This window comes from Parabacteroides hominis, assembly GCF_014287585.1.
Classification (GTDB): domain Bacteria; phylum Bacteroidota; class Bacteroidia; order Bacteroidales; family Tannerellaceae; genus Parabacteroides; species Parabacteroides hominis.
Map to the genome: position 1 here is coordinate 13,485 of NZ_JACOOJ010000024.1, position 15,360 is coordinate 28,844.

Genomic DNA, 15,360 nt, shown 5'->3' on the forward strand with positions numbered 1-15,360 from the left:
GTTGAATATCCTTTTCCTTTGCAAAAACGGACAGGTTATACGATCTAATAATCTATTGTATATGAAAAAGAGTAAAAAGAACAAATCGCAATGTTTGCGTTCCGATGGAGGCCGAAGTGCTTTTTTCGGAAACAAGTCCATGCTGGCAGCAATTGGGATGTTGTGTTTATCACCTGTATTTTCTGTAGCGTTCGCTACAGGATCTGATGCTTTGCATCAGATGGGTGGTTCTACACAGGTAAAGGAGAGTTTACAACAGCAGAAAAGAGTTACCGGGACTATTGTCGACCAACACGGCGTTTCGATACCCGGCGCCTCTGTGCAGGTAAAGGGGGTGGTTGTCGGGACTGTGACCGATATTGACGGCAAGTTTGAACTGGAAGTTCCATCGGGTGCCGTTCTTATCGTGTCTTATATAGGTATGCAATCCCAAGAAATTTATGTTGGCGACAAAACCGTTTTCGACATAGTATTGCAGGAAAGCAATATCGGTTTGGATGAGGTTGTGGTTGTCGGTTACGGTACACAAAAGAAAGCGACACTGACTGGTTCCATTTCTACAGTCGGAGGGGAAGATCTGAAAAAGATCGCAGCCGTTAACCTTAGTAATACACTGGCTGGTAAGACTGCCGGTGTGATTGCTAATACACGTTCGGGTGAACCGGGCGAAGATGGGGCGACTATCCAGATACGTGGCCAGGGTACATTCGGAAGTACCAGTCCGCTGATTGTGGTGGACGGTATCGCTGATCGTAGTTTCAGCCGTCTGAATCCGGAAGACATCGAGTCTATCTCTGTGTTGAAAGATGCTTCTGCAGCCATTTACGGTGCACGTGCCGCCAATGGTGTCATCCTGGTAACGACCAAACGAGGCAAAGAGGGAAGAACTTCCCTGACGTATAACGGTCGTGTCGGTTTCTCACAGCCTACGCGAGTGCCGAAGATGTTGAATTCTTATCAATATATGACTTATATTAATGAGTACCAGACTGGGCATGGGGCAACACCTACATTTACAGATGATGAGGAATCGGGGATTATGCAGCTAACTTGGGCACAGAATGGAGATAATCCCTATCAGTATGCGAACACAAACTGGTGGGATACTGTTGCTAAAAACTGGGCAACACAGACCGAACACAGTGTCTCTGTTAATGGTGGAAACGATAAGATATCGTTTTATACTTCTGCGCAATATATGTGGCAAGATGCTATTTATAAAAAAGCAGCTCAGGATTACGGTCAGTATCAATTGACTTCTAATATCGATGCGAAAGTCGGCAAATGGATCAAAATAGGTCTGGATATTCGGGGGCGTCAGGAAAAACGTACACGTGGCGTGTTTTCCACGAACTATTTGTTTGACTTTCTTATGAAGTGTAAGCCGATTTATGGCGCTTATTCTCCTGACGGGCAGTATCCACTGGTTGGTATGGAATATGCTTCAACCAACCCGGCGGTGATGGTAACCAGAGATCCGGGAGAAACTAAATATGTATATAATTACTTGAATCTGAAACCGACTATACGCGTGGATTTGGATTTCCTTACGAAAGGGTTGTATCTGGAAGGATATGCAGCTATGGACTTTATGTTTCGGAACGGAAAAACCATTAATCATCCGTATGATGTGTATGAATATGTATCTTCGGGACAGGAAAAGGATAAAGTGTGGGGTGATTATGTGAATCGCCGTGATCAGACCGGAGCAATCAGTGTCAATCAATGGTCGGACAATTCCACCAGTGTGACTTTGAATGCCCGTTTGGGATATAGCCGTACTTTCGCAGATGATCATAAGGTAGATGCTTTCGTCGCTTACGAACAGAATAAATATGATTTCGGTAGTGTAGGCGCATACCGGACAAATTATTTGTCAACGACAATACCGGAAATCAATGCCGGTAGTGATAATCCGGAAGATCAATCAAATAGCGGTTATTCAACCAAAACGGCCCGTCAAAACGTATTTGGGCGTATCAATTATGGATATAAGGATAAATATCTGGCCGAAGTAACGATGCGTTATGATGGTTCCATGAACTTTGCTCCCGGCCATCGTTGGGGATTGTTCCCAGGTTTCTCTTTAGGCTGGGTAATGTCTGAAGAAACGTTTTGGGAAAATTTGAAACCAACGATCAATTTCTTTAAATTAAAAGGCTCATGGGGAAAGATGGGTAATGATAATATTACGGCCTTTCAATATTTGTCTCAATATTTATTTAATGAGAGCAGCATACAACTTGGTTCTGTAAATAAGGCCATGTATTTGTCTCGTACAGCAAACCCGGAGGTTACTTGGGAAACTGCCCGCACGACAAACCTTGGTTTTTCTTCCCAATTTTTGAATGGTAAGTTTAGTTTAGATGTCGATTATTTCTTCTCTAAGCGTAGTGATATTTTGGCATATCGGAATGCTTCCATCCCAAGTTATTCCGGCTTGTCGTTGCCTGCAGAAAATATAGGCAAGATGAATAATAAAGGTATAGAATTTGTCGCTTCTTATCAGGATAAGTATGATGAATTTTCCTGGGGAATAACCGGAAACTTTACATTTGCCAAAAATAAGGTTGTTTATCAAGATGAAGCAACGAATAAAGCTGAGTGGCGAATGGTGACCGGTCATGCTTATGGTGGTATGGAACTGTATCATGCTTTGGGAATTTACCAGACACAGGACCAAATTGATAATTCACCCCATTTGGCTGGAACCCAGATTGGAGATTTGCAATATGAAGATCTCAATAAAGACAATGAAATCACGTCTGACGATATGCAATATTATGAAAACTATTCTCCTATACCTAAAATTATTTATGGATTTACATTAAATGGTGATTGGAAAGGTATCGATCTGAATATCTTTTTCCAAGGACAGGCCATGGGGCATCAGTTGATTACGCCGACCATGAATATGTTGACTGATTTTTATGATGGACGGTGGATCTCAACTAATTCGGCAGAAGAAAATGTTGCAGCCCGTTGGCCACGTGCTTGTATAAATGATTCCGGTTATATGGATTCCGTCAACGGAGTTTCTTCTACCTGGTGGTTGAGGAATGCTGCATTCCTTCGTCTGAAATCGGTTGAAATCGGTTATACATTGCCTAAAAATGTTTTGCAGAATATAGGAATAGAACGGGCACGTGTATATCTGAATGCGAATAACCTCTTTACATTAGATCAGATTAAAGTATGTGATCCGGAAGTGGCAAGTTATTATAATGATGATGGCTATCTGGTTTCTTCCGGAGGTATTTTGGGCTACCCGTTGCAGCGGACTATAAACTTTGGCGTAAGTGTAACATTTTAATTAGTTGGAAATTATGAAGATGAAGAAATATATATTGAGTATGGCTTTTGCCGGCGCATTGATCGGAATATCTTCTTGCGACGTGTTGGACGTTGCTCCGACGGATTCGTTTACGGACGAGGCTGTTTGGGGAGATTTGGCATTGGCTGAAACCTATTTGAACAATTGTTATTTAAGTGTAGAATCTGAAAGCGCTGAAATTTCTCGCTTTTCAAGTTTGACGGACGAAGTACATCAGATGCATACCTATTGGACGGAACATGCTTTGGATGGAACTTTGGGACCGGATTATCCTTATTTTGCGATTGGCTATGGTTCTGGTAAATATGATATGTGGAGCTATTATTATGGAGCGATTAAGAATGTGAATTATTTTCTTGAACACATAGATGACGTTCCGGCCGAAACGGAAGAGTTTATGAAATGGAGGTCTGATTTGAAGGGGCAAGGGTATTTCCTTCGGGCTTATTTCTACCATATGCTGTATGCTCTATATGGACGTGTTGTACTGGTTAATCACACGCATGAATTGGATTCCGAATTTACGGAAACCCGTGCAGATTTGGATGAAGTAGGTAATTATATCGTTTCTCAATGCGACAGTGCTGCGATGTATTTACCAGCAGTTTATAGTTCGGAAGATGATTTGGGGCGTGCGACGAAAGGAGCTGCATTGGCATTGAAGGGACGTGTTCTCTTGTATATGGCAAGTCCATTGTTTGGTTCGCCTTCTTCTGAAAAATGGCAGAAAGCGGCTGATGCGAATAAAGCGGTCATCGATCTGGGGGTTTATTCTTTGCAAGCTGTTTCAAGCTCGGATGATTATGCCAATTTATTCCTTGATCCTAAAAATCCGGAAGTGATATTCGAAAGGTTGTATGACACGCAATATAAAGTCACAGCTAACAACCTTTCATTCTTGATGCAGGCTCCATGTGGAACCGGTAGCGGTTTTGGTGGTTGGTGCGCGATGGTTCCGACATTGGAATTGGTAGACCGTTTCCAATGTGCCGATGGTACGGATTATGAAATAGGGGCAGCGAATGAAATTCCTTGGAATGATCGGGAGATCCGGCTGAAAGCCAATGTCCTGTTGGATGGAGAACAGTGGGGATATGGAGCGGATAGGCGCAATGTTGAATATTTTCTGCCTGCTGAAGACGGCGTTGTCGCTGGTTTGGACAGTCGTTATGGACCTGCTTATTGGAACGCGACTTTGACGGGCTTCTGTATGCGTAAATTCTTGGATCCGAATTATGATACCAATGGTACGCAATCGAATAATACTCCATGGTTTATACTTCGATTGGCAGAAGTTTACTTGAATTATGCCGAATGCCAACTCGAGTTAGGCAATACAGCCGAGGCTTTAAAATATATTAATATGACACGTGAGCGTGCTTTGTTGCCCCCTGCTGTCGGAAAAGATATTCGGGCGGAATATGAACAGGAACGTTTGATCGAACTTTGTTTCGAAGGACAACGCTGGTTCGATTTGCGTCGTTGGAAAAAATTGGAAGAGGTTTACAGTCATCCCCGTTATAGCATGACGATTTGGAAATATAAGGATGGTTCGAAGCTGTATGTAAGAGAAACAGAGCCGATCCGGACTATGACGTTTGCCGGAGAGAAAAATTATTGGATGCCGGTTCCTCGTACAGAAAACGAAAAGGCTCCTCAAATCGATTTGCTTCCATACGAATAATTAGATGTTCAATTTGTAAATAACAAATAAGGAGATGTGGCAAATTCCATATTGGTACATCTCCTTAAATCTAACACTAAATAAAATAATCCGGTAAGCATCCGAGCCCAAATGGATGAGCATGGAATTGGGCTTATATGCCTATGCTATAAAAAAGCCTCCTGTATTCCCGTGAAGATTAGGACTTTCGGAAAATAAAAATAATAGTTTTGAGGTTCATGGTAATATGTTATTATTTAGATAATTATGGATGTGTGAACCTGAATTGTAAAAAATGAAAGAAGATAAATGTTATGACAATATCCAAATATATCAAATACGTTCCGGTTGTAACTATGTTGTTGTTTTGCGCCTGCTCATGCAGCAAAAGTGAAGGTAGTGAGGACAGTGGTGTTTCGGAAGGTAAACTGCCTGAGGGTAAATCCCTTTACCGACCGGAAGAATTTTCAGGTCAAAACTGGTGGAAGGACGATTTCGATTATTCCTATAAGCGAATGGCCTGTACTGACAATCTGGTGATTTATTGGCAGAAAGGATTCGGAGATGATTTGGCTAATCCGCCGGCATTGGAAGGAAAGTCGATGCAGGTCGATCTCAATAACCTGAAGGAAAAGCTGGAAGAGTTTTATACCTATTATCGTGACAAACTTAAGTTTGTGAAGCCTGGTTCCGAAAGCGAGAAATACCGGATGATGGTGATGATTATGTATTCACTGGAAGGAACGGCCTATGGCGGGACGTATGACAACAAGATCGGTGCTTTCTGGGCTGCTCCTAACCGTCTACAGGATAAAAAATTGAATGCTGTGGCACATGAACTCGGCCACAGTTTCCAGTTGCAGATCATAGCCGACGGACAGGGAGCCGCTTGGGGCGGAAACGGTATTTATGAGATGGCTTCCCAATGGATGCTCTGGCAGGTAAATCCGGACTGGATGAAAGACGAAAATTATCATTGGATAGCTTTCAAGGATCTGACACATAAGGCATTTCTTCATGTTGATAATATATATCATTCGCCTTATGTCCTCGAATATTGGGGTGATAAGCACGGCTTGCCTTTTATAGCGGAAATGTTTCGGCAAGGATTGGAGGGTGAAGATCCGGTCATGACCTACAAAAGGATGACGGGTATGACACAGGAACAGTTTAACGATGAAATGATGGATGTCTATTTGCATTTGGTTAATCTCGATTACGATCGAGTGTATGACGAGACTCGGCAATGGGCGAACTCGTTCGCCTCTTTTAAGACGAATCTGAAAGACGATGGCAATGGCTGGTTACAGGTCGCAAAAGAAGTTTGTCCAGAAAACTACGGATTCAATGTTCTTCGGTTGGACGTGCCGGAAGCCGGACAAACAGTAACAGTTGATTTTAAGGGTTTGCCGGATGTAACCGGCTATGATCTGATCCATGCCGATAAGGCAGGTTGGCGGTATGGTTTTGTTGGCGTTACGGCAGCGGGTAAATCGCTGTTGGGCACTGTCGGGCGTGATGCCGAAGGAAAGATATCTTTCACCACTCCTGCAGATGCCAAATTGTCTTATCTCTGGTTGGTAGTGATGGGTGCGCCGGTAGAACACTGGATGAACGGCTCTACTGACAAAGATGCGCAATGGCCTTATAAGATTAAGATAACGGGAAGCAAGGTTGATTGAAAATTGAAAGTTGAGAACTGAAAAATAAGGATTATGATAAGGGAAGTTTGGATTGGGTTGTTTTTGATGGTTGCGAGTTGCGCGTTCGCGACAGGAGAGAAAGTGTTTAGGTTGGGATCGCCGGACGGAAAGCTGGAGGTGGCGGTTTCTGTCGGTCGACAGGTTACCTATACATTGACACGTGATGGGCGAGTATTGCTGGACAAAAGCGCCGTTGGCCTGGTGCTTGGAGGAACGGAAAATAAAATATTCGGACATGATTCGCGCTTTATCCGAAAGAAAATGCGGTCGGGTACGGAAAAAATTATATCACCATTTTATCGCTGTCCTTCGTTTACAGTGGAGTATAACGAGATGAGCTTATCTTTCAAGGAATCTTTCACTCTTGTTTTTCGTTCATATAACGAAGGGGTCGCTTACAGGTTCGTGACCGCTGTTCGCGATTCTTTGACGATCCAGAATGAGGTGGCGGAGTTCAATTTCGACCGGGATTATAAAACCTGTTTGGCGTGGTCGACTGCCGCAGAGGGCAAAGATCCGTATGCGATGGCTTTCCAGAATGTATATGAGAAACAGACGTTGACCGGACTGGATACAGGAAAGGTTGCCTTTCTTCCGTTTGTGGTGGATTATGGCGATGGGGTGAAACTGACGGTGACGGAAGCTGATCTTGAAGGTTATCCGGGTATGCACATAAAAGCCGGTGGGCAAAAAAAACAATTGAAAGGCGTCTTTGCCGGCTATCCTGCGCAAATGGCTTATCACCCGTGGCGGCACATGACCTATGTGGCTGAACGTAGTAATTATATCGCACGGACGGAAGGAACGAAAAGTTTCCCGTGGCGTGTGTTGGCTGTTTCAAGTAAAGATACGGAGATGCCGGTGAATAATTTAGTCTATGCTTTGGCATCCTCGAACCGTATTGGTGACTATTCCTGGGTAAAAACAGGGAAGGTAGCCTGGGATTGGTGGAATGATTGGGGAATTTCCGGTGTCGATTTCAAAGCTGGAATTAATACTCAAACGTATAAGTATTATATTGATTTCGCATCTGAAAACGGAATACCTTTTATCGTGTTGGATGAAGGTTGGTATGATCCTTATAAAGGAGATATGATGACGGTTGTACCGGACGTGGATTTGCCCGAACTGGTCCGTTATGGAAAGGAAAAACAGGTGGATCTGATTCTCTGGACGGTGTTCAATGTGCTCGACGAACAGTTGGAGGCAGCTTGCAGGAAATATGCAGAGATGGGCATCAGCGGCTTCAAAGTCGATTTTCTGGACCGGGACGACCAGACTGCCGTCGAGATGGTTTACCGGATTGCTGAGGCTTGCGCGCGGCATAAACTGTCGCTCGACCTGCATGGTATTTATAAACCTACGGGGTTGAATCGAACTTATCCGAACGTGATCAATTTCGAAAGCGTTTTTGGAATGGAAGAGATGAAATGGAGCACGGTGGAGAAGGATATGATGCAGTATGATGTCGAGATGCCTTATATCCGTATGATGGCAGGGCCGGTAGATTACACGCCTGGAGCGATGCGCAACGCTTCGAAGAAAGATTTCAAAGATATTTATTATAATCCGATGAGCCAAGGGACTCGTTGCCATCAACTGGTAGCCTATGTGGTGCATGACTCACCACTGACAATGCTGGCCGATAACCCGACAGTCTATCGGAAAGAACAGGAATGCACGGACTTTATCGTGAAAATACCGAACACAGGATTTGATGAAACACGTATCCTTCAAGGAGAAATGGGTACATATATCGTGACGGCCCGTCGTCTGGGTGATGATTGGTTCTTGGGTGGAATGACTAATTGGGATGCGCGTGATGTTTGTCTGGATTTCTCTTACTTGGGTGAAGGTAATTATAAAGCGGTTCTTTTCAAAGATGGCGTGAATGCAGAGAAACAGGCCACGGACTATAAAAAAGAAGAACTGACGGTGACTGGGCAGAGTCGGCTGAAGATCCGGATGGCTCCAGGAGGTGGTTTCGTTATTTCCATCACTAAAAAGTAAAAGTATGGTACAACGGATTTGTCTTTTCCTTGTCTTTGGGCTATTTAGTCATGGACTGTTTGCTACGGATTTGTTTTACCGAGTCTCCTTTGAACCGGTAGAACATTATATTCAAGTCGAACTCTCGGCTTCAGAATTGCAGGGTGACTGCACATTATTGAAAATGCCGGTCTGGGCTCCCGGTTATTACTTGATTGTCGATTATCCTAAGAATTTGGTTGGCTTTGCCGCAACTGATCTGCAAGGAAGGTCTTTGTCCTGGGAGAAGCAGGGCAAGAGTGGTTGGTTGGTGAAGCATAGTGATACAAAAGAGTTCCGTGTTTCCTACCGGATCTATGCGAATGCACAAAGTGTGGCAGAGTCGATGGTAACCGTCGATAAGGCTTTTGTTGTTCCAAATGGCGTCTTTATGTATGTGGAGGGAGAGAAACAGCAACCGGTGACGGTTGCATTCAGGCCTGATGCTTCTTGGAAGAAGGTGTCGACGGGGCTTGAACCTGTGGCTGGAGAGCTTTTTATGTTTAGGGCTTCCGATATAGATAATCTTTATGATTGTCCTGTGTACATCGGAAATCATAGGACGATTGATTTCGAGTTGGATGGACGGTCTTACCAGTTGGCGTTGGAGACACCCGAAGGATTGGAAAAGACGACTTTCGTGGAAGATCTGAAGAAGGTGATCACGACATCAACGGCTATCTTCGGCGATGTTCCCTACCAGCATTACTGCTTTATTCTGATGGGAGCGGGTGGAGGAGGATTGGAACATCTCAACTCACAGGCCTGTTTTACGAGCGGGTCGTTTATTTTTAAGGATCGGGTCACTTATATCAATTTTCTGTCTTTCATCACACATGAGTTTTTCCATCTGTATAATGTGAAGAGCATCCGTCCTGTTGAGTTCGGACCTTTCGATTATGAACGAGAGGTGTTTACGCCATCGCTTTGGATATCAGAAGGCTTTACGGTTTATTATGAAACCGTGCTACTTCGCCGGGCGAAAATTATTGATAGCGAGGTGGTACTGGATTATCTGAGTAATTATATTCGAACAGTCGAGAGCGCTGAAGGCCGAAAGTATATGAGTTTACGGCAGAGTAGTTACGATATCTGGCTGAACTTCTTCAACCGGAATGCCAACGGAAAGGAAACGCGGATATCTTATTACGACAAGGGTCCGATTCTTGGCCTTCTGATGGATATTGAAATACGCAGGTTGACAAACAACCGGAAAAGTTTGGACGATGTGATGTATATGCTTTATCATTCCTGTTTTCGGGAAAAAGGATGTGGATTCACTGAAGCGGAATTTTGGAAAGTATGTGAAACGATTGCCGGCTCTCCATTGGAAGAGATAAGAAAGTATGTCGATACGACTTGCGAAATAGACTATCTTAAATACTTAGGATATGCCGGACTGGTACTTGGATCGGACTGGCAACTTCAGAAAAAAGAGTGTACAGGCATTCAAAAGGTAATACAAGATTCTATTTTATGATAAAGAGCTGCGTTTTTTTATTGATTTATCATTTTATTGTATGATAGTTATATTGTTTTACACTTATTTTTGGTTCTTTTGTAATCAGTATACAATTGCGGAAATGAAACTTAATTATTAATAGTCATAAAAACATTTACTATCATGTTAAAACAAATAGTATTGCTATCGGTTATCGGACTTGGATTCGTCGCTTGTAGCGATCACGGAGATCAGGGATATGTCTCAACGGAACCGATCGTGGAGGTCCCTTTTACAGGAGTGCATCTGACTGATTATTTCTGGGCTCCTCGTATTGAAGTGAACCGGACGGTTTCTATTCCTTCCGCTTTCAGGCAGTGTGAAATAAACGGTCGTTTTGACAATTTTGCTCTGGCGGGAGGATTGATAAAAGGTGAACATAAAGGGGATTTCCCATTTGACGATACCGATCCGTATAAGATTATCGAAGGAGCATCCTATTCACTTGCCGTTGAATATGATCCGAAGTTGGATGCTTATCTGGATAGTGTCATTACGCTGATTGGGGCGGCGCAGGAACCAGATGGTTATCTGACTACTTGTGTGACGAATAAATGTGAACGATTGAACCGCTGGTGGGGAACTCATCGTTGGGAGAAACTGAATAGCCATGAGCTTTATAACAGTGGCCATTTATATGAAGCGGCTGTCGCTCACTATCAGGCAACGGGGAAACGGAGCCTGCTCGATGTCGCAATCAAAAATGCCAATCTGGTTTGCAAAGATTTTGGTCCGGGTGAAGGACAGAAACATGTTCCTTCCGGTCATCCGATCATCGAAATGGGGTTGGCTAAGATGTACAAGGTTACTGGCGACAGAAAATACTTGGATATGGCCAAATATTTTGTGGAGGAAACTGGACGTGGAACGGACGGGCATAGACTGAGTGCTTATAGCCAGGATCATAAGCCGATTCTGGATCAGGAAGAAATTGTTGGACATGCCGTCCGGGCGGGATATTTGTATTCTGGTGTGGCGGATGTCGCTGCTTTGACGAAAGATTCGGCTTACTTCAATGCAATTTGTCGGATATGGGATAATATGGCGACAAAAAAGCTGTATATCACGGGAGGAATCGGGTCGCGTGCCCAAGGAGAAGGCTTCGGGCCGGAATATGAGTTGCATAACCATAGTGCATACTGCGAGACTTGCGCATCTATTGCCAATGTGTATTGGAACCAGCGTATGTTCCTTGCGACCGGGGATGCCAAATATATAGATGTATTGGAACGTGCCTTATATAATGGCGTCATTTCAGGAGTTTCGTTGAGTGGTGACAAGTTTTTCTATGATAATCCGCTTGAATCGATGGGGCAACACGAGCGGGCTCCTTGGTTTGGTTGTGCCTGTTGTCCGGGCAATGTCACTCGTTTTATAGCATCCATCCCTAAATATATGTATGCAACACAGGGAAATAATATTTATGTCAATTTGTATGCAGGCAGTAGTAGCAAGGTCGTTGTGGCCAATGATACGGTAGCTTTGGTCCAGAAAACTGAATATCCTTGGGACGGTATTGTCAAACTGACAGTTTCACCTCAGAAACCTACCTCTTTTAATTTGAGACTTCGTATTCCTGCTTGGACGGGTGATGAACCTATTCCTGGCAGCGACCTGTATACATATACTAAAAGAAACCGGCAACCCTATGCAGTTTTTATTAACGGAAAACCTTTGAAAGATAAGACTTATCGAGGATATGTTGTTATTGATCGCGAATGGCAGGCAGGAGATGTCGTCGAACTCCGTATACCGATGGAGGTACGCCGGATCAAGGCACACGATAAAGTGCATGCTGACGAAGGATTGCTGACTGTCGAACGTGGGCCGGTGATATATTGCCTGGAAGGCATTGATATGCCAGACCGACATGTGTTCAACAAATATCTACCGGAAGATGCTGCTTTTACTTGCCAATACGAGAAAGATAAATTGAATGGAATTATGGAATTGTCGACAGTTGTCAAGGAATTGGATCGTGACAAGGAAAGCGGTATCGTTTCTGAAAAAGAATACCCTGTCAAGTTGATTCCTTATTCTACTTGGAATAATCGTGGCAATGCTGAGATGGCTGTTTGGATTCCGGCTTCGGCTGCTTATGCCAAACCGACTCCCGAACCGAGCATTGCTTCCCGTGCACAATCCTTTACGCTCGTGAGTGCTCCGATCCAGAAAGACGGCATTGCGCATGAACGCCGTGAATGGTGCTACGGTGTGAACGACCAGTGGGATCCGAAAAGCTCGGATGATATGTCGAAGCCTTATTGGTATTTTTGGTTGAAAGAGGGGACGCAGGAATCGATCGAATATGTGTTCGACAAACCGGAGACTGTACGCAATGTACAAGTCTATTGGCTCGACTTTGATCATTATGACGGTAACTTCCGTGTTCCGAGCAGTTGGAAAATTCAGTATCGAACCGGCAACGATTGGAAGGATGTGGCAGCTCAAAGCGAGTATGGTTGCAAGAAGGATTGCTATAATTCTGTAGACTTCATGCCTGTCGAAACTAATGGATTGAAACTGGTGATCCAGTTGCAGAAAGGCGAGTCGGGCGGTGTAATTGAATGGAAAGTGAATTGATCCATACTTTTGAAAAATAGACTTTTATAGACACATTTTTATTAAGTATTTGAATTGTGAAAAGAGGCTTGGCGTGAGCCATTGCCTCTTTTATAGTTTGAGACGGAAAAACTTATGAAATAATCGGAAACATAATCCTAAATAAATATGAAACGAATAGTATTGATAGCACTTGTCGGTATAAGTTTGGCGGGCAATGCGCAAACACATGATGGTGGATATCCGATCACCCCTGTCCCTTTTACTTCCGTTAAGGTAACGGATTGTTTTTGGGGGCAACGGTTGAAGGCAAGTCGTGAAGTTACTATCCCGCTCGCATTTAGCAAATGCGAGGAAACGGGGCGTTATGAGAACTTCGTAAAAGCGGCTCATCCAAGTAGCGAATACAAGGTAGAAGGATATTCGTTCGATGATACGGATGTCTATAAGACGATAGAAGGAGCAAGCTATTCAATGCAGACCTATCCGGATAAGAGGCTGGGGCGTTATGTCGACAGTATTCTGACAATCGTGGCTTCAGCACAGGAAGAGGACGGCTATTTGTATACGGCCCGTACCATGAATCCGCAACATCCGCATGAATGGGCGGGAAGCAAGCGTTGGGAAAAGGTGGAAGACTTGAGCCATGAGTTTTACAACCTCGGACACATGATTGAAGGTGCTGTCGCTCACTACCAGGCGACGGGGAAAAGAACATTTCTGGATATTGCGATTCGGTATGCCGACTGTGTGGAAAAGGCGATAGGTGATAAGCAGGGACAGCTTGTCCGCGTGCCTGGACATCAGATTTCCGAGATGGCGCTTTGTAAGCTTTATCTGGTAACAGGGCAGAAGAAGTATCTTGATCTGGCTAAGTTTTTTCTGGATAAACGAGGTTATACAGAACGCCGGGATGCTTATAGTCAGGCACATAAACCAGTGCTGGAACAAGATGAAGCTGTCGGACATGCCGTACGGGCAGCTTATATGTATTCTGGAATGGCTGACGTAGCTGCCTTAACGAGTGACACGGGTTACATCCGTGCCATCGATCGTATCTGGGACAATGTGGTGACGAAGAAATTGTATATTACAGGAGGCATTGGTGCTACTAATAACGGAGAGGCTTTCGGTGAAAACTATGAATTGCCCAATATGTCGGCTTATTGTGAAACTTGCGCTGCGATTGGAAATGTGTATTGGAATTACCGGCTATTCCTGTTACATGGCGAATCAAAATATTATGATGTGTTGGAACGTACTTTATATAACGGTTTGATTTCGGGGGTGTCGCTGGATGGCGGTGGCTTCTTTTATCCCAATCCGCTGGAGTCTATTGGACAGCATCAACGCCGGCCGTGGTTCGGATGTGCTTGTTGCCCGTCCAATATCTGCCGTTTTATACCTTCGTTGCCAGGTTATGTATATGCTGTGCACGATAAAGATGTGTATGTCAATCTCTTTATGAGTAATACATCCGAATTGAATGTGAACGGTAAACATTTGAAACTGGTTCAAACGACTGAATATCCCTGGAACGGCGATATTCGACTGGATGTAATGCCCAAAGATAAACAAGATTTTATTTTGAAGATACGTGTTCCGGGGTGGGTGAAGGGTGAAGTTGTACCCAGTAATTTGTATACATTCTCCGACCGTAAACAATTGAGCTATTCTGTAAAAGTGAATGGTGAACCTGTGGAGAGTGATTTGGACAAAGGCTATTTTTCTATTTCCCGTTCGTGGAAAAAAGGGGATGTCGTGGAGGTGCATTTCGATATGGAACCGCGTACGGTTAAAGCAAATACAAAGGTTGAGGCTGATCGGGGACGTGTCGCAGTGGAGCGGGGACCGGTGGTTTATTGTGCAGAGTGGCCGGATAATGATTTCAGTGTTTTGAGTGTGTTGATGAACCAGAAACCAGAATTCACGGTTGAACGCAAATCTGATCTTTTATGTGGTATCGATGAAATCAAGACGGTGGCGCAGGCTTTGAGCTATGATGAAAAGGGATGTTTGGCTGTTAGAAATGTGATGCTGACTCTGATTCCTTATTATGCTTGGGCACATCGTGGCGCAGGCGAAATGGCGGTTTGGTTGCCTCAGGAGATGAACGCTACCCGTCCGACTTTGCCTCCGACGATTGCATCTTCTTCCAAGATTATTGCATCCCATTCGTCCAAATCGATTTCAGCTATCAACGACCGCTTGGTTCCGAAAGATGAAAATGACCGGACAATTCCCTATTTCCACTGGTGGCCGGAAGAAGGCACGACGGAGTGGATCGTTTATGAGTTCGAAAAGCCTCAAACAGTTTCGACTGGTACGGTTTATTGGTATGACGATTCACCTTGGGGCGGTTGCCGTGTTCCGGCAAGTTGGAAGTTGTATTATCGGGATTTGGAGGGAAACTGGAAATCTGTCACGAACAGTACGGCTTACGGAGTGGAAAAAGGGAATGGCAATACCGTCACTTTTGCACCTGTCACGACAAATGCTTTAAAATTGGAAGTCGTGCAACCGGAAAAGAGTTCATCCGGCCTATTTGAGTGGTCTGTCGAATGAGTTT

Annotated in this window: 7 protein-coding genes; all 7 read left to right on the top strand. The window is 44.1% G+C overall.

Going from position 1 to position 15,360, the window contains the following annotated elements; all coding sequences use genetic code 11:
- The first annotated feature begins 139 nt into the window (after nt 1–139).
- The 7 genes from H8S65_RS13295 (at nt 140) to H8S65_RS13325 (ending at nt 15,356) form a co-directional block, all read left to right on the top strand.
- Nucleotides 140–3,313 carry a SusC/RagA family TonB-linked outer membrane protein gene (locus tag H8S65_RS13295; protein ID WP_436277882.1) on the top strand — a complete coding sequence of 1,058 codons (3,174 nt, stop codon included), beginning with the start codon at nt 140–142 and terminating at the stop codon, nt 3,311–3,313.
- 13 nt (nt 3,314–3,326) lie between these two features.
- Nucleotides 3,327–5,018, top strand: coding sequence for a RagB/SusD family nutrient uptake outer membrane protein (locus H8S65_RS13300; protein WP_255489216.1), 1,692 nt, complete (start codon nt 3,327–3,329; stop codon nt 5,016–5,018).
- Nucleotides 5,019–5,311: 293 nt separating this feature from the next.
- Nucleotides 5,312–6,679 carry a DUF6055 domain-containing protein gene (locus tag H8S65_RS13305; RefSeq protein WP_186930437.1) on the top strand — a complete coding sequence of 456 codons (1,368 nt, stop codon included), beginning with the start codon at nt 5,312–5,314 and terminating at the stop codon, nt 6,677–6,679.
- A 33-nt stretch (nt 6,680–6,712) separates the two neighbouring features.
- Complete coding sequence (locus H8S65_RS13310; RefSeq protein ID WP_186930438.1) at nt 6,713–8,710, top strand: retaining alpha-galactosidase; 1,998 nt, start codon at nt 6,713–6,715, stop codon at nt 8,708–8,710.
- Between the two features lie 4 nt (nt 8,711–8,714).
- Nucleotides 8,715–10,208 (top strand): M61 family metallopeptidase, encoded by a 1,494-nt coding sequence (locus H8S65_RS13315; RefSeq protein ID WP_186930439.1) that lies wholly within the window; start codon nt 8,715–8,717, stop codon nt 10,206–10,208.
- 144 nt (nt 10,209–10,352) lie between these two features.
- On the top strand, nt 10,353–12,812 hold the full coding sequence (locus H8S65_RS13320) for a glycoside hydrolase family 127 protein (RefSeq protein WP_186930440.1): 2,460 nt from the start codon (nt 10,353–10,355) through the stop codon (nt 12,810–12,812).
- A gap of 147 nt (nt 12,813–12,959) precedes the next feature.
- Nucleotides 12,960–15,356, top strand: a complete 2,397-nt coding sequence (locus H8S65_RS13325) for a glycoside hydrolase family 127 protein (RefSeq protein WP_186930441.1) — start codon at nt 12,960–12,962, stop codon at nt 15,354–15,356.
- Nucleotides 15,357–15,360 lie beyond the last annotated feature (4 nt).

Coding starts and splice junctions, on each gene's coding strand:
- H8S65_RS13305 (WP_186930437.1), top strand. CDS start 5,312: ATGACAATATCCAAATATATCAAATACGTTCCGGTTGTAACTATGTTG.
- H8S65_RS13310 (WP_186930438.1), top strand. CDS start 6,713: ATGATAAGGGAAGTTTGGATTGGGTTGTTTTTGATGGTTGCGAGTTGC.
- H8S65_RS13300 (WP_255489216.1), top strand. CDS start 3,327: ATGAAGATGAAGAAATATATATTGAGTATGGCTTTTGCCGGCGCATTG.
- H8S65_RS13315 (WP_186930439.1), top strand. CDS start 8,715: ATGGTACAACGGATTTGTCTTTTCCTTGTCTTTGGGCTATTTAGTCAT.
- H8S65_RS13325 (WP_186930441.1), top strand. CDS start 12,960: ATGAAACGAATAGTATTGATAGCACTTGTCGGTATAAGTTTGGCGGGC.
- H8S65_RS13295 (WP_436277882.1), top strand. CDS start 140: ATGCTGGCAGCAATTGGGATGTTGTGTTTATCACCTGTATTTTCTGTA.
- H8S65_RS13320 (WP_186930440.1), top strand. CDS start 10,353: ATGTTAAAACAAATAGTATTGCTATCGGTTATCGGACTTGGATTCGTC.